Raw genomic sequence first — 22,000 nt, forward strand, 5'->3', positions numbered from 1 at the left:
CTACTCTGCTCCCCGTCTGAAATGCCCTTTTGTGCGGGCGGCGGGTTGATATCCGGGTTCTTCGCCCCTCAGCGCCTTTCCAAACGCTTTTAAGACAAGAGTAACCTCTCCGGGCTCCTCCGTTGTAAACAGGAGCCGCATCATGGAAGGCTTTAAGCGCATGATTGCCGGTATCTCATCCGCCAGCCACAGCACATCGCTGTTATAGATCATATTATAACAGAATCTGCAATAATTTTTCACTGGGAATCGCTTCTTTTTCCTGTCCTCCAGCTCCATGAGATCAGGCTTTCTGTCGCAGCCTCCCGCCGTATTTCGAATGCATTGGGCCGATACCATCATGGGAAGCCTTCCGTACACGATCATCTCGCTTCCGGCACATCCTCTTTCCCGGAGGTCCCTTTCATTCAGCTCCAAAGGCGCCGTGTCCATGGACATTCCAGACTGCCTGAGCCAGTTCCTCGCTTCTTTATTAAAGGAATATAAGGAATGATCCGCCACATAGTCATATTCTGTTCCCAATTTTTCCATAAAATGCAGTTCATCCACCACTCTTATTAAAAAACCGTCAACATCCCGAATGTGCCAAAAACGTTCCTGGGCAGAAAACTCTTCGTCTGCCCGGCTCCTGTAAATCTGAGGAAGTGCCAGATAGAACTCTTTTCCCCTATCATGGCATTCCCCCGCGTATGCGGATATTTTTACCCACGAAATCCGATTCACGGAAAAATAAATCCTGCAGACTGCTTTCTCCCTCACCGCTGCATAGAATTGTCCTTCCTCCTCCACATAAACAGACAGCGGAACAGAAGTCTCCGTGGACGCCATCCGAACCTGCGGCTCTATATCCGCGTCTCCCGTCTTTATGGTTTCCGCTTCCGCTTTCCTTCTGTATTTTTTCAATATAGTATCTTTTAAAGCATCCGCAGCCTTTCTCCGCAGCTCATTCAGAGCTTTGACCGGAAGGAATATACCGGCATCCATCTGAATGGAGAGCTCTTCCAGAACAAAAGGAGTCCCTCCTAATTTTTCCATCTGCTTTCTCAGATCTGTTTCCTTCAGCGGACGGTTCTTCGCCGACAGCACCGTGTCTCCTTCCACAGAAACACTCGTCTCTCCCTGGATTAAAGATAGTTTAGCAGGCAAATCTTGAGCAATTGTTAAGTTTCCCTTTATTTTCTCTTTAATTTCATGATTCAAATAGCGGCGGTCCAAATCCGCCAGAAGACCGGCCTCCACCTCCCGGAAAGCCGGCTTCTCTGAGAGCGCCACCATCTGTTTCCCGTTGTGGTCGCGAAAATATCCGTCTGAAAATCCACCTCTGTCAAAAAGTCCCAGCAGAAGCTTCCTGTCTTCCTGTGACACCCGGTATTCCCGTTCACTTCTGTTAAAAAGCATATCGACATATTTCCGATAAACGCTCACCACCCCCGCCGTATATCTGGAGCTTTTCATCCGTCCTTCTATTTTCAGGGAATCCACTCCTGCCCTCATAAGCGCCGGAAGAAAATCCAATCCGCACAGATCCTTCAGGTTCATCACATAGCCCTGATCCACTCCGGACAATCTGCGGCCTTTCTCCCATACACCATAGGGAAGACGACAGGGCTGTGCACACCGCCCCCTGTTTCCGCTTCTTCCGCCGATCAGGCTGCTGTAAAGACATTGGCCGGAATAACAATAGCACAGCGCTCCATGAACGAAGGTCTCAATTTCAATATCCGTCTGTTCGCGGATTTCTCGAATCTCTTCTACAGACAGCTCTCTGGCCGTCACGATTCGGGATGCTCCCAACCGCTCCGCCTCCATAGCTCCTTTTACGCCCGTTATGGTCATCTGTGTGCTGGCATGAATCGGGAGCCCAGGAAACCATCGCTTCACCGCCTGCCAAACTCCCATATCCTGTACAATCAGCGCATCTATCCCCGCTTCGTACAAAGGACGTAAAAAGTCATAGAGCTCTCCTCTCAACTCCTTCTCTTTCAACAAAGTGTTGACCGTCAGATATAACTTTTTTCCGTGAAGATGTACAAAATTTATGGCTTCCAGCAGCATATCCTGCTCCGGGTTTTCCGCATATGCCCTGGCGCCAAACCGCGTGCCGCCCATATACACTGCGTCAGCCCCTGCGCTGACGGCCGCCTGCATGCTCTCAAAAGAGCCAGCCGGCGCCAGCACTTCCATTACTTTTTTTCTCATACCTTGTCCCTCAGCAGAAAAACAGGGGGCCCGTGCTGATCAGCCGTCCCCCAATTCATTTCATTGTCAATCCTTGCAGACACATATCCGCCTGTGTTCATTATTTTTCCTCCGGCTCTTCCTGTATCTCCTGCCGAAGCTGCTTCTCCTCTGCTTCCTGTGATACCGTATGACGGTGTGATTCTTCCAAATCCCTTTTCATTTCCTCCAGCCTGAGCTGAGCCGTCACCAGCTGATGCTTCAGGCTGTATATTTCCTTTTCCTGCGCCTCTGTCTGGGCTTCCAGCTCTTCCAGCTGACCAACAGCCTTAAAATAGTCATCCGCCACATTTAGCTGTAAAAGCACATTCTGATAATCCGGCGTCTGCCTCAGAAAACCGTCTACTTTTCTGAGCTCGCTGTTTTTGCCATTCAGATAGCCGGCCACTTTCTGAAGATATTCTTCACTCTCGTAGCCGCCCAGAGTATATACTTTTCCGGCAATAATCACATCCGTATAATTTCTGGAACTCATCTTGCTTCTCCTTATGTTCCCTGGTCCCGCCAGTCTTTCCTTATATTATAATGGGATTCCCCATAAAAGACAACTAGAAATATACAACTTTAGAGAAAAGACACAAGATATAGTATCCATTGCCCGCCTTATACCTCTGTGCTCTCAGGAAAAGGCAGGCCCAGATGATGATAAGCCCGTTTCGTCACCGTCCTGCCTCTGGGAGTACGGTTTATAAATCCATTTTTAAGGAGATACGGTTCGTATACGTCTTCCAGAGTACCCACATCCTCACATAAAGCCGCCGCCAGAGTATCCAGGCCGACAGGGCCCCCGCCAAATTTTTCAATCATTGTGAGCAGAACCTTTCTATCCGTATAATCCAGACCCAGCGGATCCACATCCAGAAGATCCAGAGCATCCGATGCTACCTTTGCAGTGATAACGCCATCATATCTCACCTGAGCAAAATCCCTGACTCTTTTTAAAAATCGGTTGGCCAGTCTCGGCGTCCCCCTTGATCTCGAGGCAATCTGTCTGGCTCCATCTTCTACGATCTCCACCTGAAGTACCTTTGCAGACCGCAGGATAATAGCCAGAAGTTCCTCTTCCGTATAAAATTCCAAATGATGTACCACCCCGAACCGGTCCCGGAGGGGAGCCGTCAGAAGGCCCGCCCTGGTAGTCGCTCCTACCAGCGTAAAATGAGGCAGATCCAGCCGTATGGAGCGGGCGGACGCTCCCTTTCCGATGACAATATCAATGGCATAGTCTTCCATGGCCGGGTAGAGCACTTCCTCTACCTGCCGGTTCAGACGGTGAATTTCATCCACAAAAAGGATATCTCCGTCATTTAAATTATTGAGAATGGCCGCCATTTCTCCCGGTTTCTCTATGGCAGGCCCTGCGGTTATCTTAAGTTCCGATCCCATTTCATTTGCTAGTATACCTGCAAGGGTAGTCTTTCCAAGCCCAGGCGGTCCATAAAACAAAACATGATCCAGAGATTCTCCCCTCGACTTTGCAGCCTCGATATAGACCCGCAGCATATCCTTGGCTTTCTGCTGTCCAATGTATTCATCCAGAGTCCTGGGCCGCAGGTGGTTTTCTATCCCCTGCTCTTCTCTGGTAAATTCCGTATTGATGATCCGCTTTTCCATCGGCAGAAACTTCCTTTCTCCTTACCGCTCCTGTTGCGCCTTTATTTTCCCAATCAAAACAGCGCCATCGTTTTCAGGGCGGCTTTTAAGATCGCTTCCACTTCCATCTCCTCTGCGCCCGGTATCCGGCGGACGGCTTTCATAGCTTCCGAAGCACTGTAACCAAGCGCTGTCAGAGCCTGGACTGCTTCTCCTTTGTTGTCCGCTGAAGTTCCGGATATCTTTCCCTTCACCGCCTCATGGGCGCTCTTTCTTTCAAATGCGTCCTCCAGGCTGAGCTTGTCCTTCAGCTCCAATATGACCTTCTGGGCCGTTTTAAGACCAATCCCAGGTGCTCTGGCTATGGACTTGGCGTCCTCCGAGAGGACCGCAAATCGCAGGTCATCCGGCGATATGACAGAAAGAACCCCCAAGGCACCCTTCGGCCCAATTCCATTGACACCGATCAGCAGCTTGAATATATCCAAATCATCCCGGGAAGAAAAACCATAAAGGCTTAAAGCATCCTCTCTCACATAGAGATAGGTATAAATCTGAATCTCTTCCCCTATGGAGTATTCTGTCAGAACCGAGACCGGCACCTGAATCTGATAACCAATCCCTCCATTTTCCAGTATGACCGAGTCCTCATACACTTCCAGAAGTCTTCCCTTGATATATGAAATCATTTTTCTGTCCCTCTTTCATTCTTCCGTTCCATGAACAGTTTAACATAGTTCCCAGGACATGGCAAGTTTTTTCGTACAAGTGTTCTTTTTTCCTTGACACAAAAAAATAAGCCACTTATAATAAGGACATGATAGCTATCACAAAAGAATACTCATTTAAAACTGCATATGATATGAGACGTCTGGGAAATCCAGAGGAGCTCCTGTTTTTCGATATTGAGACGACCGGCCTTTCTTCCAAAAAAGACATGATATACTTGATCGGGTGTGTATATGTAAAGGATGGATCCTGGCATCTGAAACAATGGTTTGCGGACTCACCGGAAGCTGAGCGGGAGCTTTTATTTCATTTTCTCACGTTCTCTTCCGGCTTTTCCACTTTAGTCCACTTCAACGGAACCACTTTTGATATTCCATTTCTCAGAGAGCGGGCAGCAAAATTCCAGACACCCTCTGGCAGACAGACTCCTGCCAGCCTGGATATCTACCGGAAAATTCGGCCGCTTAAAAAGCTCCTCTCGCTTACTGACTGCAAACAGAAGACTTTGGAGGCATTTCTAGGAATTGGCAGAGAAGATCCGTTCAACGGAGGGCAGCTGATAGAAATCTATAAGGAATACCTCCGCTCAAAGGATGACCGGCTTTTCCATGTACTCATTCTGCACAATGAAGAAGACGTCAAGGGACTTCCCGCCTTGCTTTCTCTTTTGTCTTTCCAGGATTTTTTTGGAAGCAGATTTCACTTTGAAGAGGAGCGTTTCCATACCTACCAGACATATGAGAAAGAAACAGCAAGGGAGCTTCTTGTCACCTGCAGGAACGAATCAGAAGCTGTACCTGTATCCTGCCGGTTTTCTTCTGATTCCTATACGTTTTCCTGTAAGGAAGACCTCCTTGTGCTCCGGATTCCAGTCTTAAACGGAACACTAAAATATTTCTTCCAGGATTACGGTAACTACTATTATCTTCCCGAGGAAGACAAAGCCCTGCACAAAAGTGTCGCCGCCTACGTCGATAAAAACCACCGGGTAAAGGCCACGGCCAGGACCTGCTATCAGAAACGAGACGGACTCTTTATCCCGTTTCCGGAAACTGCAGCCGGAGAACATCCTCTATTTTATGAAGAATATAAATCCCGCCCTTCCTACGTAGAATATCAGGAAAACATGTGGCTGGAGGACGGGCTTTTAGAGCAGTTCCTCTCCTCCTCTCTTTCCTTTCTAAAATGAAAACCGAGAAATTTTATAATCTTCCAAATATTCTTTCACCATGTTCTCTCCCTGCTTTCGTGCCGATATGGCATCTTCCACTTTCGTGTATGTGCCCAAACTGTATCGATGCCGGCGAAAAGTAATGGAAGCATTATATTTTCCATTCCTCAAAAGCCGGACTCCGCGGACCCCAGTGTCTGAAGAAGTGCTTTTAGTGGGCCTGTCAATATTTTTCAGAAATTCAATGCAGGTGCCATCCCTGTAGGTCAACACTTTTTTAAAATCCCTCCCGGCATCGATGTCCGCTTTCGCACAGCCGCAGCTGACGGTGTGTCCGTTCTGCAAAGAAGTGGAACGCACTTCCACCGTGTTGCCGCAGTCACACAAACACTCCCATACTACAGCCTTTGAACTACGCTTTTCTGTAGGACAGACTGCTGTCAGTCTTCCAAACCGGTCGCCGGCCTGGACCGTCGGCCGGCGCCAAGCACATCCGCAGCTCTTCGCTGTCCCTCCTCTGAGCTGATTTGTGGAAATGAGACAGATGCCTCCACAGTCACACTGACATTCCCACAATACTGAACCATCGTCTCCTGTCTGCTCTGTTTTTTTCAGGACAGTCAATCTTCCAAATCTCCTGCCGGCCAGATCCTGCGTATGATTTTTTCTCGCACAGCCGCAGCTGACAGCTGTCCCCGCATTTAAATGTCCCGTACGTTTGTAGGTGATATTCCCACAGTCACACCGGCATTTCCATCTGCCCATTCCTTTCTCCGGCTTCACATATTCCAGCACCACCAGCTTTCCAAAACGTTTTCCTGTGAGATCTTGACAGAGTTTCTTTTCCGGTACTGCCTTTATCCCAGCTTTATCCATCGTACAATGCTCCCTTCCATCAAGAAGACGCAGCACTATTCAACCACAGGAACATAATTTGTATTATGTAGTATCATACGATGGGAAACTAAATTAAAATCTTACATTGAAGGAAAACAGAAATAAAATAAGAAACACAAAATACGCCCTCATCTTTCTTCTCAAGAAAAAGTACTGGGAGCGGTATTGTGTTGCTCAGATTTTTTATAGATTGAAATATTATTTTTTTTTTCGCAGGTTTCTTGAAATTTCTTACTATGTATGATAAAACGATTACTAGATATTGGTATTTATATACAAGAATTGAAGGCGCTCTGACTACATAATACAAATTATGTGGTTTTTTATTTTATCTGTTAAACCACCAACCCCAGACATTCTATTTTCCTGCGGTGTTCTGTACTGGAAGTCATAATATAAATGCGGGTCGTCTCAATGCTGCTGTGGCCCAGGATGTCCGCCAGCTTGGCAATATCTTTTTCAATACTGTAAAAGGTTCGGGCAAAGAGCTTTCGTAAATTATGAGGGAAAACCTTATTGGGATTTATGCGGGCCGATTCGCAGAGTTTTTTCATCTCCTTCCAGATGTTGCTTCTGTTCATAGGACGTCCACTCCTTGTACGGAAAATCACGCCGCTCTGGATGCCGTTTATTTTCGCATAGTCTAGCAGCTTTTTTTTAAGTCCACCCGGAACAAGGATGTTTCGAATTTTGCCTTTGCAGGAAATGGTGATTTCTCCCCGACGTACCATTTCCAGATTAAAATATTGCAGTTCCGATACCCGTATACCAGTTCCGCAGATGGTCTGAAGCAGAAGGCATAACCGCGGACTGACCTTCGCCGCTCTCAGAAGCCGGTAATACTCTTCCTTGGTCAGTTCCTTTTCTTCCTCCGAATAGGTTTGCCGCTGCGTCCTGATAGTCTTTACTATGCAGTCCGGTCTGTCCAAAAACACCATCAGACGGGTGATTGATACCAGCATGGAATTGATGGATCGCACGGCATACCCTTCTTCTGTCAGTTTACGTTTATAGCTTACCGTCAGCTCCTTGCTCACGGCCCGTCCAGACAAAAATAAGGAAAATGCCCGGACATCTCGGGTATATTTTTCAATCGTGGCCGGGCTCTTTTCTTCACGGACCAAATACGACTGATAACGAGTGATTGTACTTTCTGTTATGATGATTTCTTTCATATAAATCCCTCCTGTGCTTTCAGTATGAATATTTCATTCATCTTTTATCCAACTCAGCCGCGTTTTCCTTTTAGCGGCTCTCAGAAGGTATATTTTATAAAAGAGCAAAAAAATACTCCCCCCTGAGTGACAAGCTTTTTTCGCTCGTCAGTCCAGAAGGGAGCTAATCTTTCATTATCCCAATATTCTTCGATACTCCAGCATCAGTTCTTTTGCGGCAGGACTGCATATCAAGGTCCCCGTTTCCGTATCAAAAGCGGCAATCCGTGCCTGACAGTATCCCCGGTTATAAAATCCATAGCCCCTGTAATAGCGGAAATGCCTGATAATGCGCCGTACATCATCCCTAACTTTTCGTTCACTGATAAAAATACCGGTCACATACGTATATATATGTCCCGGAGCGGGGAACTCCTCTCCTCCACGCACTAAAAACGGCTCTATGGCCGTAGTCAGATAGTTCTTAAAACGAAAGATATCACCCTTTGACAAAGTGAGCGTATCCCGGATGAAAGCGTGTTCAAAACAATTGAAGTGGCTGTAAGCTGCATAAGTATCATAAATTGTGTCTCCCAGCTGGTAAGGACAGGTCAGATCATAATCATTCGCATAATACTCCATCAGCCGTTCTAAAATGGCTGCAGAATCTATCATAAACAACACTCCTAAAGCAATGTCTAAAATTCGACAATTTTCTCATTAATCGCTAGGTAAAAGCATATCATTATTTTAGGAGGCTTGCAAGCAGAAACTGCTGGTTATTTTTTCACTTCATTCTTTTACCGGATACACAGGGATAGAATCCCTCTTCAAAAAGGCAGTGATGCAGTGCAGCGCTCCTCCGCCTTTCTTGATTTCACTGATGTCTACTTCTATACATTCTACTCCAGCCTCTGTCAAAAGCTTTTTCGTCAGGGGATTTCCGGCCGGCATTAAGACCTTGCCCGGCTCAAGTGCCACCAGATTTGCCGCCAGGTTGTCCCGTTCTTCCAAAGTAGGAATCTCCAATACACGGAAGCCTCTTTTTTCCAGAGCTTCATACACGATCTCAGGAGTGCTCCTGGAAAAGGCAAGGGCCACATCATGGTCGGCTATGGACAGCATACCGTCCAGATGCTTCAGTCTTCTCGGAATGCTCAGTGTGTAAATATTCTTCACGCCCATGTTGTAGAGTTCCCCCGACACCTGATCGTATCCGGACTGGTTGCAGCGGGTACCTGTTCCGAAGATCACCGTCTCCCGATCTATCCAAAAAACACAGGCGCCGTCAAAAGTTCCCGTTCCATTGACCGTCTTGATGATAGGCACTCCCAGCTTTGCTGCCGCCTGGGCTGCATATTTCACCTCGGGAACGCGGACGGCGATTCCAGGCCTTGCCATGATCACGCCTTCCGGAGTTCCCAAGACCAGGTCCCGGCAGAACATGGCGTTTGGACAGCTTTCATCCATTTCCTCCACGTAATTCACCTGCACACCGTTTTCCCGGTAGATCCGCGCCACTTCATCATGCTGTTTCCTCACTAATTCCGGATTATAATCATCTCCGTCTGTCATGACAAAGGCCAGTCTTTCACTGTCCTCTCTCGTGATATTTTCGATTTCCTTTCCCGGACGGCGCATCAGCACAGAGCGCAGCTTTCCAATTTCCGAATCCACTCCCCAATCTCCATAAAGCTTCGGCAAATCCTCCCTAAAAGTATTTGTCGTCTGTTCAGCCATATTTTCATCCTCCTTTTATACTGCCCCGGCGCTCACATGAGCGGGCGTCTGCGAAACTTTGTATACGTATAATGTCCATGCCGTTCCGATACTCGGCATTCCGATATCAGATCCGTCTCTTTAAGAACCTCAAACAGAGCCAGGTCCGACAGCAGATGCGCTCTGGCATTCAGCCACATATCATCCCCCGTCACCGTCTCGTCGGCCACCTCCGTAGTCCAGTCCAGCGTCGTGATCTCCGGATTACTCAAATTAAAATTATTTGCCCGTTTCTGCTTGTTGGTTTCTATCCAGTAGAAAATCACATCTTTATAAGTTTCTGTGCGGAACATGGTGGGGAACCATTTCTCCGCATATTTGTAAAACCGTTCCTGGCAGACTTTGTTCCGCTCCCAGATTTCCTGATCCTCATTGATATAATCAGCCACCTTGCTTCTCACCCGGTTTCCAAAAGAAATCGTATAGGGATTACTCTCATCAAACCAGATATAACCGTAATAGAGAGCCTTGGGAATCCAGAAGCCTTTATACCACGGGGAGATATATCCGGAAAAAGGCTGGACCAGTTCGTGTCCCTCAAATCCATGATTATCCGTCACTACATCAAACAGCCACTTTCTCCAGAGCTTGACCACGGCGCGGGATTCTCCGTAAATGGTATCCGGATTGTTATAATCCTTCCGGAATTCAAAGCCGGCGCTGTTATACCTGGCTGGATGGCAGAGCCACTTCGGATTCTCCTTCTGCACCGTACAGTGGAGCTCCCCGCCATCGATGTTTTCCCAGGGCAGCGTCAATACATTCACTGTATCCATCTGGTCTCTGAGGCTTTCGTCCTTCAGAAGACGGTCGAGCAGCAGGAATGCAGAATTCACACTGGAAGCCTCATTGCCGTGATGCCGGCCGTTAAACAAGATCATGAGCCGGTTGGTCATCAGCTTATTCCGAGCATACAGGATGCCCGCATCTTTTTTAATATATTCGATATAGAAAATCTTCCGTCCCTGATAAGTGGTTTCCACGGGGCGTATTTTCAGTTCCGGATACCGGCTGTAATAAGTAAGAAGCTCTTTATATCCCGCATAATCAATGACGTCCTCCCGGAGTATCCGGTCTTTCTCTTCTTCCTTAAGCACCGAGGCTTTCTCCCCGGCAGGCAGGATATCCAGGACTGCCTCTTCCCCGCAGCCCTTGTATATCAGCCTCCACGGAGTATCCGGACAGTAATTCAAGATGCCCTTCTCCAAAAGCTCTCCTGCGACTCTCAGGCGGGAAAGAGCGGATGAGGCACATGAATTCTGTATTTCTTCCCCTTCTGTTCTGATCTCCATGAGTAAAACCGCAGTATCGCCTTCAAAATGGAGTGAAACCGGCTCTGCCTTCACTTTTTCCTGCTCGATGGGACAGATCTTTCCGTCGAAGCTTCCATAAGGTTCTTCCGCATAATCCTCATAGAGAATCACCTCAAAGCGGGAGTCTTCTTCCTTCACATTTTTTATCTCCGGAATGATCAGTCCCACATTATCCAGACCTCGGCCGCACTCCCGTTCCCCAAAGGTCTTAAACCAGTCCAGAAGATAGAAATACATATCCTCCTGCATATTCTCCGTGGTCGATACGCGTTCCTCACGGATTCCCGTATCATAGTCCACTTCACTCATCGAAATATTCAGCTGAAGTCGGTTGAAAAGCGGCTGGGCACCTACAAGCCCGTCCACTGTATATTTGTCCGTCAAAAGCTTTTCCAGATCCGGCAGGACTGTATCCTCCATAGCTGTCCAGATTCTTTCCGTATCCGTCTCAACCTGCTCGTCCAGGAGAATTCTGCCGTTCTTCTTTACGATTATCCACCCGGTTGTCACATGGGTCTTCCCGATCACAGGATAACGGTTCATATAATATTTTTCAACATATTTCACATCGAAGGTATCTGAGAACACCTCAGCATCCTCCGCACCGTAGGCCCGAATTCTATAAGTATGCCCCAGATCATCGGCGCGGCGGAAGGCAACGGCATCGGTAGAGATTGAAAGACCGTCCGCCAGAACCTCATCCACCGGGAACAGCTCCTGAAGCCATCTGGTCGGAATATCGAACCATTTATGAGGCTTGTCCTGATGTTCCCCATAATTGGGGGCGGATTCGTCTTCAAATTCTTCTTCGCCCAATTCATTGACAAAGTATGAAAAATCAATCTCTATTCTCTTTATATCTCCCAGCATCTTCAAACGTGGAAGAACCGATTCCTCTATCCAGCAGCTTCCGGACTTAAAAGAACGGCAGACAGAAACGTGGTCCGCTCTGGCCCCGGCTGCCTCAACGGCGTCGCAAAGCCTTTTTTCCATACGCCTTCTGACATCCGCATCTTCACTGAGCCGTCCGGAAATTTCCACCACATCTCCTTTCGAAAAAAATGGCAGCGCCTTCTGGCTGAATTTCTCCCAGAATTCCTTTCCCTCCCAGACAGGCGTAAAATTCCATCGCTTTACTTCCCGTCCCGTCTGGCATTTCTTCACGTCCACAGGCACGCCGGTTCGTTCCGTCAGATAACGTTCAAAAGAAGTCTCATCCATAATTCCGGCCGTATACTCCCTTGTGACCAGCTCTGCCTGTTTTTCCGCTTTCTCCTTCCCTGTCAAAAACGCGGCGGCCTGCCCAACTTCCTTTCTTCCACCGGCCAGTGCCGACAGATCCTCCAGCCAGTTCTGATCCCGAAGCTCTTCTGACCTTTCCATCCAGGAGGACAATAGTTCCGGAAGCGTTTCTTTGCTTCCAGCAAACACGGTATCGTTTCCCTGAAAGAGGATTCTCGCCGTATCCTCCTCCTGGAAACGGAGGTATTCTATTCCTTCTGCATCATCTGTTGATTCGGCCGCAGCAAGGGGATAAACCGTTTCAAAATTCCGAAGGCTTATGGACAGCGCCAACGACAATAAACTGTCCGCATCCAGAATATGGGCCTTCTCCATATGGATCCGCTTATTTAAATTCTGAGAGAGACCAGGCTTCAGCGCATCATAGGATTTGCAGGAATCTTCTTCCTTCGAATCGCCGAAATCAGCAGCCAGTTTTTCCAGCCATTCTTCGTCCAGTTCCTTCCTGGATCCGTCCTCCCGATAGACTACACCTGTGATTCTGCCTTCCGGAAAATGAATCCGCACTTCCTCCACACATATCTCCGCAGAAAAAGCTTCTGCCAAATGTTCCCTCAGCCTTCTCACATTTCCTCCGGGAGCTTCAGGAAAACGGCAGACCAGATATTCTGTCAGACTCTCCAGGTCCCGCTGGCTTCCCGCCTCTGCCAGCACACCTCCGCAGGACAATAAGATCCGGCCGTTTCCGGCTCCCAGTTCCTGATTCCGTGACAGGCGGACGGCAAGCTCCGGCTCACTTTTGCAGACGGGCCGTTTCATCCCGGAGCACTCCACGCCAATACGGGCAGCCAGATTGACAAACAACCGCTCCTGTTCCCTGTTTTCCAAACAGAAAATGCCCGGCCTGTTTATAAGCAGCCCGGAGCTCTTTTCCAATAATCCCTGCTCTGTATAGAGCTCGCATAAACATTTCACTTCTTTTTCCCCTTATCCGTGATTATTTACCGTGATTATTCGATTTCATTTATAGTTCTATTCTCCTGACACCATATGGCACGCCACAAAATGCCCCGGTTCCACTTCTTTTAGCTCCGGAGCCTTTTCAAAACAGGAGGGCTTCGCCAGCTTACACCGGGACGCGAACTTGCAGCCCGGCTTGGGATTCACAGGGCTGGGAACGTCTCCCTCCAGAAGAATCCTCTTTTTGGCCCGCGTTACATCCGGATTCGGAATCGGTATGGCCGAAAGAAGCGCCTCCGTATAAGGATGCAGCGGATTCATATAAAAATTGTGACTGTCGGAGACCTCCATGATCGCTCCCAAGTACATCACCGCCACACGGTCGGAGATATGCTTCACCACGCTCAAATCATGAGCGATGAATAAATACGTCAAATTCAGCTCTCCCTGAAGCTTTAAGAGCAGATTGATCACCTGAGCCTGAATGGAAACGTCCAGCGCGGAAATCGGCTCATCGCAGACAATGAACTCCGGATTCAGCGCCAGTGCCCTGGCGATTCCGATTCTCTGTCTCTGTCCGCCGGAGAACTCATGGGCAAAACGATTGGCATGCTCCTTGTTTAGCCCTACCAGGTTCAAAAGCTCATATACTCTTTCCTGCCTCTCGCTTTTACTGGAGCAGATTTTATGGATATCCATGCCCTCGGAAATAATACTTCCTGCCGTCATCCTGGAATCCAGGGAAGCATACGGATCCTGAAAGATCATCTGAGCTTCCTTTGTAAAGTTCAGATATCCTCTTCTGGAAAGCTTCGTGATGTCCCTGTCCTGAAACAGAATCTGTCCTTCCGTGGGTTCGTAAAATTTCATTATGGTCTTTCCCAAGGTGGACTTTCCGCAGCCAGATTCTCCTACAAGACCCAGGGTTTCTCCTTTGCGGATAAAGAGACTGACGCCGTCCACAGCCTTTAGCTCTTTCCCCTTGCCCACATTGAAATATTTCTTCAGGTTCTTTACTTCCACCATGTTTTCACTCATCGGATTTACACTCCCTGTTCGTAATCGGATTCTTCACCTCAGGCGCATTCTCATGGTATAGCCAGCAGCTGGCCGTATGCTTCTCTCCCAGCTCAAAAGCTTCGGGAGCCTGCTCATAGCAGATTTTCATGGCATATTTACAGCGGCTTTTGAATGGACATCCTTTGATATCCGAATGCAGATCCGGCGGAGTCCCGGGTATGCTGTCAAGCTCTTCCTTACTTGCCTGGTCAATCTTCGGGACCGATTCCAAAAGTCCCCAGGTATAGGGATGCCCCGGCCGGTAAAATACATCCTTGCAGCTCCCTTTTTCCACCAGACGCCCCGCATACATGATCACAATATTCTCAGCCATATCCGCAACAATGCCTAAATCATGGGTAATCAATATGATAGAAGTGCCCAAACGCTTCTGAAGGTCCTTCATCAGCTCCAGAATCTGAGCCTGAATCGTCACATCCAGAGCGGTGGTCGGTTCATCCGCGATCAAGAGCTTCGGATTGCAGGCCAGCGCGATGGCAATGCTGACACGCTGACGCATCCCCCCCGAAAATTCGTGAGGGTATTGGCATGCCCTCTGCTCCGCATTGGGAATCCCCACCATCTTAAGCATTTCCACTGAACGCTTGATAGCCTCGGCCTTGTCGAGATGCTGATGCTTTATCAGGCCTTCTGCAATCTGCTTGCCTACAAGCATCGTAGGATTCAGAGAGGTCAGCGGATCCTGGAGAATCATTCCAATCTTCGCACCTCGGATTTTCTCCATTTCCTTCTGAGAAACCTTAAGGACCTCTGTATCTTCAAACCGAATATGGCCGTTCTTATACTGAATCTGGTCGTCCGGCGTGAGCCGCATCACAGCCTGGGCCGTTACGCTCTTTCCTGAACCGGACTCGCCTACGATCGCCAGAGTCTCTCCTTCATGTACCTCAAAGGAAACTCCCCGAACCGCCTTTACTTCACCGGCATAGGTGTCAAAGGACACCTGCAGGTCTTCAACCTGTAATAATACTTGTTCTTCCTTCATGGGACAGCCTCCTTATTTCCTGAGTTTCGGGTCCAGCGCATCTCTGAGACCGTCTCCCAAAAGCTGCAGAGACAGCATGGTGACGCTGATAAAAACAGCCGGAATAATCAGCTGATAAGGGAACGCTTTCATCACCTTGGAACCCGCGTCGGCCAACTGGCCCCAGCTGGTAAGCGGCGGCTGCAGGCCGATACCGATATAACTCAGATAAGCCTCCGTAAAAATAGCGTTCGGTATGTTCATCGTCAGCGTCACAATGATGACTCCCAGCATATTCGGCACCATATGGCGTATGATGATCCTCCATTTGCTGGCTCCCAGTCCGGTGGCCGCCACCACGTAATCCTGGGTCTTCAGCTGCAGCGCCTGTCCGCGGACAAGCCTCGCCATCTTTATCCAACCCGTCAGCGCAAACGCCATGATGATCGGCAGCATACCCGTTCCGAACAGCATGGTGATCACGATCACATATACCAAAAAGGGAATGGAGTCAATCACATCGGTGGCTCTCATGATGAACGTATCCAGCTTTCCTCCGAAGTAACCGCTGATGCCCCCGATGATCACGCCGATGGTGCTCTGGACCACCGCAGCGACCAATGCGATGAAGAGCGATACTCTGGCTCCCATCCATACGCGGGCCCAGATATCACGCCCTACATCATCAGTTCCAAACCAATGCTCTCCGCTCGGCCATTTGTTGGTATTGATGAGGTCCACGTCCGCATGATTATATTTGCCCATCATCGGACCAAAAATGGCCATGATAGCCAGAAGGACCAGAATCACAACACCGAACATTGCCACTTTATTCTTTTTCAAACGGCGCCAGGCATCCTTCCAATAGGTGACACTGGGGCCGTACAGCTCTTCTGCTTCCGCATTTGAATGCTCTATAAATTCAAACAATTCCTTATTTTCTTCCATATCCGCTCCCCCTTATTGATACAATTTTATCCTGGGGTCTACCAGTCCATATACAATATCCACAAACAGCTGCATGACGATCAAAAACACACTGTATACCAGAGTCATGCCCAGAATCAACGGATAATCCAGGGTCTGGATGCTGTTCACATAGTGTTTGCCCAGACCAGGAATCGCAAAAATATTCTCAATTACAAAAGTACCTGTAAGGAGGACTGCCACCATGGGACCAAGAACCGTCACAATAGGCAGAAGCGAGTTGCGCAGCTTATGTTTTCTGGTGATCTCAAAATTGCTGAGTCCCTTCGCCTTTGCGGTCTTGATATAATCCTCATTGGAAATCTCCAGCATACTGGTACGCATGATCCTCGCCACACTGGCCACAGAACCGAGTCCCAGGGCAAAGGTCGGAAGAATCGTGGACGCCTCTGTTTCCCACAGCGCGACCGGCAGTATCTTAAGCTTCACCGCAAATACATATTGGATGAGGCTTCCTATGATAAAACTTGGTACCGATATCCCGATGACCGCTATGGTCATACTGAAATGGTCCCAGAATTTATTATGTTTTAAAGCGGCCAGAATGCCTAGGCCAAGCCCGGCAACCACCGCAAATATCAGAGCCCGGATTCCCAGATCCAGTGAATAGGGAAACGCTTTTACAATAATTTCATTAACAGTACGGTTCTGTGTCCGGAGGCTGTATCCCATATTGCCATGGAGCAGATTATTCATATAAGTCAGATACTGCTCATGGAGAGGCTTGTCCAGACCATAATACGACCGCATCTTCTCCTGAGTGGCCTTGGGCACCTTCACATCGTTAAAAGGGTCGCCGGGAAGAAGTCTTATCATCAGAAAGACCACAGAGACCAATATGAAGATTGTAAGGAATGCAACACAAATCTTTTTAACTATGTATTTAACCATACTCTCTACCTTTTTCTGAATATAGTGTCCTCTTTCCCGACGGGAGCAAGGAATAATATATAAGGATGCCTCCCGCCAAAAGGCTGGCCGCGAAGGCATCCTTATATTGCCAATTACTAAACAACCGGAAACCGATCAGGTCTCACTAAAAATGGATCACTGTGCGTCCCCCACATATTTCACTCTCGCAAAATCAGGGTCATTCGCGCCAAAACCGCACTTGGAAACACCTGTCAGCGTCTTCTTCATGCCCCAGTAGCCGCTGGTCTGGAAAAGCGGTACACAGAACATCTCGTCCAGAGCCTGTGTCTCTGCCTGGAACAGAAGTTCCGCACGTTTCTCCATATCATCCGTGGTATTTGCTTCTTTGATCAGCGCATCGTAATCCGCATTTTCAAATCCGCCGAAGTACATATTGTAGCTGCTTCCGCTGCTGTAGCATTCCATGAAAGTCATAGGATCGTTATAATCCGGCGCCCAGTTGGTGATACAGAAATCATAATCACCCTGGTTCTCCTTATCCTGTCTTGCAGAATAGGTCTGAGTATCGATCTGCGCGTCAATATTGAAGTTTGTCTTCAATACGTTCTGAAGAATGGTAGCGGATGTCTTGGCCGCCCCTTCATCAAAGGTCAGAATGGTCATCTTGGGAAGGCTGTCCTTGCTCAGGCCTGTCTCCGAAAGTGCCTGTTCAAAAAGCTCAGCCGCTTTGTCGGTATCAGCAGACGTGGGAAGGGGATTCTCAAGCGGGAACTTCTCTGCCCATGTGGAATCGCAGATCGACATCAGATCCGGCATCATTCTGGTCACAGCAAAGGAACCGTCGCCTCTCGCCGCCTCGACAAGACCTTCTCTGTCAATGGCATAGGAGAATGCCTGACGGAAGCTCTTGTTCTGAAGGAGCTTAGAAGCATCTCCGCGGTCCGTCTTTACGTTGATGACGGAATACCAGATGGTAGCGCCTACGATATTTACAGCCTCACCGTTATCAATATATTTCTGGATCTGCTCCTTGGGAATCGTATTGGTGATGTCCAGCTCCCCATTGTCAAACATATCCATAATCGTATTTTCATCAGAAATGATATACGCTTCGATCGTGTCCACATTGATGGCATCCGCATTCCAGTATCCGGGGTTCTTCTCAAATACCAGCTTGCTTTCATGATCCCACTGTTTCAATACGAAAGGTCCGTTGCACACTACGGTCTCGGGAGAAGAAGCATAATCCTTACCGTACTGCTCTGCGATATCCTGGCGGACAGGATAGAAACAGGGCATTTTCATGAGGTCGAGGAAATAGGGCATATTTCTCACCGCTGTAATCTCCAGAGTCTTTTCATCCAAAGCCTTTACGCCCACTTCATCGGCGGTGCACTCACCGTTGTTGAACTCCTCGCCGTTCTTGAAATAATATCCCATCCAGGAATAGTTTCCGTTGGGCGCATCTTCACTGGGATCCAGAAGACGCTTGATCCCGTATTCAAAGTCTTGTGCTGTCACAGGCTCGCCGTCCGCCCATTTCGTGTCTCTTAAATGGAAGGTATAGGTAAGGCCGTCGTCGCTGATATCCCAGGATTCCGCGATAGCCGGCTCAATCTTATTGTCATATATACGGACAAGTCCTTCATACATGATACCTCTGGGGCAAATACTGTCAGAGCTGTTCCCGAACCCGGGGTCCAGGGAAGAAGGCTCCGCCGCAAAGGGAATACGGATCGTCACTCCTGTTCCTGTATTCACCGCCTCCGTGCTCTTCGTTTCACCGCCTGCTTCTGTCCCTTTTGCCTTTGTCTCGTCTTTATCTGTCTTTCCTGTGGCACCACAGGATGCCAGCATAACTACCACGAGAAGCAGTGATAATGCACTTATCAATTTCTTTCTCATTACTGTATCCTCCTTGTCTCTCCTTTTAATTATAACATTCCCAGTCCTTTCCCGCAACCCTAACCGGGTCATTCGGGCAGATACAGGGGGACGCTATCACGTTTTAAGAAGGCCGTCATGCAATGGATCGCGCCATTGCCCTTCATTACCTCACTGACATCAGTCTGGATTACCTCCACCCCGGCTTTCTCCAGAGCAGCCACTGTCTTGGGGCAGCCAGCAGGCATCACGATTTTTCCCGGCTCCAGCGCGACCAGATTCTGGCAGAATCCTGCAAACTCTCCCAGATCCGGAATATCAACGATATTGAAATCACGTTTTTCAAGCTCTGTATATACGGTATTCGGCGCCGCCATCCGCAGCACCAGAGCCGTTCTGTAATCCACAAACGCCATAAAGCTGTCCAGATGTGCCATTCCTCTGGGAATCTCCACTTTGATAACGTGCTTCACTCCCATGGCTTTCAGTTCTGCTTCCACCTGTTCCATACCGGATTGGTTGCAGCGCAGGCCATACCCCAGCATGCAGGTCTCCGCATCCATCCACAAAAGACAGGCTCCGTCAAATATACCTGTTCCATGGACGGTTTTTATGATCGGTACACCCAGCTTCGACAGCTGTCTCGCCGCATATACTTCTTCTCCCACACGACATTCTGCTGCAGGACGGGCTACAACTGCTCCTTCGGGAGTCATAAGGACCAAATCCCTCGCATAAATCCCGTTCGGGTAATCGTCTCCCATCTCCTCTATGTAATGGACCGCCACGCCGTTACTTCTGTAGATATCCGCAAGCACGTCCTGCTGGTAGCGAACCTTCTCCGGATCCCAGTTTTCTTTCATCGCCATGGCTTTCGGATCTTCAATTCCTTCTATTTCCTTACCTGCCCGGCGCATGAGCACTGCCCGCAGCTTTCCTATCTCGGAATCCACGCCCCAGTCGCCATAAAGCCGCGGCATATCGTCACGGAAGCTTCCCTCTGTTATTCCATACATATATCCCACCTCTTTCCCAAATTTTCCAAACACTGGTGCCGACGCACCCAATGAATAATTATACAAAAAACCAATTATTTTGTCAATTATAATACGTAAGAAACAAAACGCCTCTGGAAAATCTTTCCAAAGGCGTCGTCGCTATCACATCATTATTCTTCAGTCATTGCCTCTTCGCCGGATTCCTCTATGAATTCATCTGCTACCGGTTCTGCAGGTGCTTCCAGCACCTTCATGCTCAGGCTGATCTTTTTGTCTTCCCCATTGAAATCCACAACCTTAGCTTCAATCTCCTCTCCAATGGCAAGTACATCGGAGGGTTTCTCTACATGCTGTCTGGAAATCTGGGATACGTGGAGCAAAGCATCGATGCCGGGTTCCAGCTCCACGAATGCGCCGAAATCGGTCATCCTGGCCACGCGGCCCGTCACGATATTGCCCACTGCATAATTCTCAGCTGCACGAACCCAGGGATTTTCCTCAGGGAACTTGAGACTGAGTGCAATCTTATCACCATTGATATCTTTAATAAACGCCCGGATCTCTTCGCCGACCTTAAAGACCTTCTTCGGGTTCTCCACACGGCCCCAGGACATTTCAGAAATGTGAAGCAGCCCGTCAGCACCGCCCAGATCGATGAACGCGCCAAAATCCGTGATATTCTTCACAATACCCTCTACTGTCTGTCCAACCTCAATGCGCTCAAACAACTCTTTCTGCATCTCCGCTTTCTTCGCCATGAGCAGCTGTTTGCGGTTGCCGATAATCCTTCTCTTCCTGGGATTGAACTCTGTGATGACAAATTCAATCTCCTGGTCAGCGTACTTGTCCAGATTCTTCTCATAAGAATCGGATACAAGGCTAGCCGGTATAAATACTCTGGCGCCTTCCACGTTCACGCTGAGCCCGCCGTCGAGCACCTGGACCACTTTGGCAGTCAGGACCTCTCCGCTGTTAAACGCTTCTTCCAGACGCTTGTTCCCGCGGTCAACGGCCAGTCTCTTGTACGACAGGAGCACCTGCCCTTCGCCGTCGTTTACCTTCAGGACTTTGGCTTCCATTTCGTCGCCTGCATTTACGACACTAGTAAGATCCAAAGAGGAGTCATTCGTATATTCATTCTTGCTGATGATGCCGTCTGACTTGTAACCTATATTTAAGATGATCTCATCTTCTTTAACACCGATAACTGTGCCAGTGACTACCTCTCCTGTTCTGATTGTTTTCAATGATTCTTCCAGTAATTGTTCAAAACTTAATTCTGACATTCCTATGAACCTCCTCTATGATATGATTCGGGGTGGATGCCCCCGCTGTAATACCTACGCTTCGTCTGCCCTCCAGCCATTGCTCCTGCAAATCCCGGATAGTCTGAATATAGTAAGTATTGTTGCATTCCTTTCTGCAGATTTCAAATAGCTTCTGGGTATTAGAGCTGTGCTTTCCGCCGATTACCAGCATCACATCAATTTTGGAGGCGAGCTGCCTTGCTTCTGCCTGACGTTCATGGGTAGCACTGCAGATAGTATTCACAACGATACTATCATAACTCTTTTTTAATATTATTTCAACTAAAACTTGAAATTTATTGTAATTAAATGTCGTCTGTGACACGATGCAAAGCTTTGTCCCTTCCGGAAATCTAAGCTTTTCCGCCTCTTCCGGCGTTTCCACCACAAAAGCCTCTTTGCTGCACCAGCCGCGGATTCCCTCCACTTCCGGATGGTTCCCGCTTCCCACGATCACGATCGTCTTTCCTTTTTCAGACTCCTCTTTGACGATCTTGTGGATTTTCTTTACGAAAGGGCAAGTAGCGTCAACCACATTCACTCCCTGTTTTTCGAGAAGCTCATACACCCGTCTGCTGACCCCATGGGACCGGATGATCACAGTACCGCCTGACAGCTTCCCGATATCCTCTTCACTGTTTAAGACGCGGACTCCCTTTTCCTCCAAGTCGCGGACCACCTCTTCATTGTGAATGATCGGGCCATATGTATAGATAGGCTTCTCCTCTTCGTTATCCTCCGCCCGGGCTGCCTGTTCATAAACGGTGTCAACTGCCCGCTTTACTCCAAAACAGAATCCCGCGGTCTTCGCTACCACTACTTTCATGAAAT

General features: G+C 48.5%; 18 protein-coding genes. 1 reads left to right on the forward strand and 17 read right to left on the reverse strand.

The annotated features are described in order from the left end of the window. The 4 genes from LQE92_RS00730 to ruvA all read right to left on the reverse strand — a co-directional run bounded on the left by LQE92_RS00730 (position 1) and on the right by ruvA (position 4,520). Positions 1-2,199 carry a U32 family peptidase gene (locus LQE92_RS00730; protein WP_231061102.1) on the reverse strand — a complete coding sequence of 733 codons (2,199 nt, stop codon included), beginning with the start codon at positions 2,197-2,199 and terminating at the stop codon, positions 1-3. A gap of 100 nt (positions 2,200-2,299) precedes the next feature. Next, complete coding sequence (locus tag LQE92_RS00735; RefSeq protein ID WP_231061103.1) at positions 2,300-2,713, reverse strand: cell division protein ZapA; 414 nt, start codon at positions 2,711-2,713, stop codon at positions 2,300-2,302. A gap of 128 nt (positions 2,714-2,841) precedes the next feature. After that, complete coding sequence (ruvB, locus tag LQE92_RS00740) at positions 2,842-3,852, reverse strand: Holliday junction branch migration DNA helicase RuvB (RefSeq protein WP_231061104.1); 1,011 nt, start codon at positions 3,850-3,852, stop codon at positions 2,842-2,844. 53 nt (positions 3,853-3,905) lie between these two features. Further along, positions 3,906-4,520, reverse strand: a complete 615-nt coding sequence (gene ruvA / locus LQE92_RS00745) for a Holliday junction branch migration protein RuvA (RefSeq protein WP_231061105.1) — start codon at positions 4,518-4,520, stop codon at positions 3,906-3,908. A gap of 173 nt (positions 4,521-4,693) precedes the next feature. On the opposite strand from ruvA, the gene LQE92_RS00750 reads away from it, so the two are divergent. Beyond that, complete coding sequence (locus LQE92_RS00750; RefSeq protein ID WP_231061106.1) at positions 4,694-5,749, forward strand: ribonuclease H-like domain-containing protein; 1,056 nt, start codon at positions 4,694-4,696, stop codon at positions 5,747-5,749. Here the strand turns inward: LQE92_RS00750 and LQE92_RS00755 are convergent. The 13 genes from LQE92_RS00755 to ispH all read right to left on the reverse strand — a co-directional run bounded on the left by LQE92_RS00755 (position 5,741) and on the right by ispH (position 21,995). After that, positions 5,741-6,607 carry a transcriptional regulator gene (locus LQE92_RS00755; RefSeq protein ID WP_231061107.1) on the reverse strand — a complete coding sequence of 289 codons (867 nt, stop codon included), beginning with the start codon at positions 6,605-6,607 and terminating at the stop codon, positions 5,741-5,743. The genes LQE92_RS00750 and LQE92_RS00755 overlap by 9 nt on opposite strands. 356 nt (positions 6,608-6,963) lie before the next feature. Beyond that, positions 6,964-7,803, reverse strand: a complete 840-nt coding sequence (locus LQE92_RS00760; RefSeq protein WP_231061108.1) for a tyrosine-type recombinase/integrase — start codon at positions 7,801-7,803, stop codon at positions 6,964-6,966. Positions 7,804-7,977: 174 nt separating this feature from the next. Then, entirely contained in the window at positions 7,978-8,457 is a 480-nt protein-coding gene (locus tag LQE92_RS00765) for a hypothetical protein (RefSeq protein ID WP_231061109.1), read from the reverse strand. A gap of 117 nt (positions 8,458-8,574) precedes the next feature. Continuing rightward, the gene (locus LQE92_RS00770) at positions 8,575-9,522 is read right to left on the reverse strand and encodes a dimethylarginine dimethylaminohydrolase family protein (protein ID WP_231061110.1); all 948 of its coding nucleotides are present in this window, start codon (positions 9,520-9,522) and stop codon (positions 8,575-8,577) included. Positions 9,523-9,554: 32 nt separating this feature from the next. Beyond that, entirely contained in the window at positions 9,555-13,091 is a 3,537-nt protein-coding gene (locus tag LQE92_RS14500; protein WP_231061111.1) for a M14 family metallopeptidase, read from the reverse strand. A gap of 57 nt (positions 13,092-13,148) precedes the next feature. Beyond that, positions 13,149-14,114: an ABC transporter ATP-binding protein gene (locus LQE92_RS00780; RefSeq protein WP_231061112.1), complete on the reverse strand. Its 966-nt coding sequence runs from the start codon at positions 14,112-14,114 to the stop codon at positions 13,149-13,151. Next, positions 14,107-15,141, reverse strand: coding sequence for an ABC transporter ATP-binding protein (locus tag LQE92_RS00785; RefSeq protein ID WP_231061113.1), 1,035 nt, complete (start codon positions 15,139-15,141; stop codon positions 14,107-14,109). The genes LQE92_RS00780 and LQE92_RS00785 overlap by 8 nt, the downstream gene beginning before the upstream one ends. Before the next feature lie 12 nt (positions 15,142-15,153). Then, positions 15,154-16,068 (reverse strand): ABC transporter permease, encoded by a 915-nt coding sequence (locus LQE92_RS00790; RefSeq protein WP_231061114.1) that lies wholly within the window; start codon positions 16,066-16,068, stop codon positions 15,154-15,156. Positions 16,069-16,080: 12 nt separating this feature from the next. Then, entirely contained in the window at positions 16,081-16,998 is a 918-nt protein-coding gene (locus LQE92_RS00795; RefSeq protein ID WP_231061115.1) for an ABC transporter permease, read from the reverse strand. A gap of 156 nt (positions 16,999-17,154) precedes the next feature. Next, positions 17,155-18,885 (reverse strand): peptide ABC transporter substrate-binding protein, encoded by a 1,731-nt coding sequence (locus tag LQE92_RS00800; protein ID WP_231061116.1) that lies wholly within the window; start codon positions 18,883-18,885, stop codon positions 17,155-17,157. Between the two features lie 68 nt (positions 18,886-18,953). Next, positions 18,954-19,880, reverse strand: coding sequence for a dimethylarginine dimethylaminohydrolase family protein (locus LQE92_RS00805; RefSeq protein WP_231061117.1), 927 nt, complete (start codon positions 19,878-19,880; stop codon positions 18,954-18,956). Positions 19,881-20,032: 152 nt separating this feature from the next. Next, a complete protein-coding gene (gene rpsA / locus LQE92_RS00810; RefSeq protein ID WP_231061118.1) occupies positions 20,033-21,148 on the reverse strand; it encodes a 30S ribosomal protein S1 in 1,116 nt (371 codons plus the stop codon). Next, positions 21,129-21,995, reverse strand: a complete 867-nt coding sequence (gene ispH, locus LQE92_RS00815; RefSeq protein WP_231061119.1) for a 4-hydroxy-3-methylbut-2-enyl diphosphate reductase — start codon at positions 21,993-21,995, stop codon at positions 21,129-21,131. Before ispH ends, rpsA begins: the two co-directional genes overlap by 20 nt. Positions 21,996-22,000 lie beyond the last annotated feature (5 nt).

It is taken from the genome of Lientehia hominis (assembly GCF_021044755.1).
Taxonomy (GTDB): Bacteria; Bacillota; Clostridia; order Lachnospirales; family Lachnospiraceae; genus Lientehia; species Lientehia hominis.

Coding starts and splice junctions, on each gene's coding strand:
- LQE92_RS00760 (WP_231061108.1), bottom strand. CDS start 7,803: ATGAAAGAAATCATCATAACAGAAAGTACAATCACTCGTTATCAGTCG.
- LQE92_RS00805 (WP_231061117.1), bottom strand. CDS start 19,880: ATGTATGGAATAACAGAGGGAAGCTTCCGTGACGATATGCCGCGGCTT.
- LQE92_RS00770 (WP_231061110.1), bottom strand. CDS start 9,522: ATGGCTGAACAGACGACAAATACTTTTAGGGAGGATTTGCCGAAGCTT.
- LQE92_RS00785 (WP_231061113.1), bottom strand. CDS start 15,141: ATGAAGGAAGAACAAGTATTATTACAGGTTGAAGACCTGCAGGTGTCC.
- LQE92_RS00790 (WP_231061114.1), bottom strand. CDS start 16,068: ATGGAAGAAAATAAGGAATTGTTTGAATTTATAGAGCATTCAAATGCG.
- LQE92_RS00750 (WP_231061106.1), top strand. CDS start 4,694: ATGAGACGTCTGGGAAATCCAGAGGAGCTCCTGTTTTTCGATATTGAG.
- LQE92_RS00730 (WP_231061102.1), bottom strand. CDS start 2,199: ATGAGAAAAAAAGTAATGGAAGTGCTGGCGCCGGCTGGCTCTTTTGAG.
- rpsA (WP_231061118.1), bottom strand. CDS start 21,148: ATGTCAGAATTAAGTTTTGAACAATTACTGGAAGAATCATTGAAAACA.
- LQE92_RS00795 (WP_231061115.1), bottom strand. CDS start 16,998: ATGGTTAAATACATAGTTAAAAAGATTTGTGTTGCATTCCTTACAATC.
- ruvA (WP_231061105.1), bottom strand. CDS start 4,520: ATGATTTCATATATCAAGGGAAGACTTCTGGAAGTGTATGAGGACTCG.
- LQE92_RS00780 (WP_231061112.1), bottom strand. CDS start 14,114: ATGAGTGAAAACATGGTGGAAGTAAAGAACCTGAAGAAATATTTCAAT.
- LQE92_RS00800 (WP_231061116.1), bottom strand. CDS start 18,885: ATGAGAAAGAAATTGATAAGTGCATTATCACTGCTTCTCGTGGTAGTT.
- LQE92_RS00765 (WP_231061109.1), bottom strand. CDS start 8,457: ATGATAGATTCTGCAGCCATTTTAGAACGGCTGATGGAGTATTATGCG.
- ispH (WP_231061119.1), bottom strand. CDS start 21,995: ATGAAAGTAGTGGTAGCGAAGACCGCGGGATTCTGTTTTGGAGTAAAG.
- LQE92_RS00755 (WP_231061107.1), bottom strand. CDS start 6,607: ATGGATAAAGCTGGGATAAAGGCAGTACCGGAAAAGAAACTCTGTCAA.
- LQE92_RS00735 (WP_231061103.1), bottom strand. CDS start 2,713: ATGAGTTCCAGAAATTATACGGATGTGATTATTGCCGGAAAAGTATAT.
- ruvB (WP_231061104.1), bottom strand. CDS start 3,852: ATGGAAAAGCGGATCATCAATACGGAATTTACCAGAGAAGAGCAGGGG.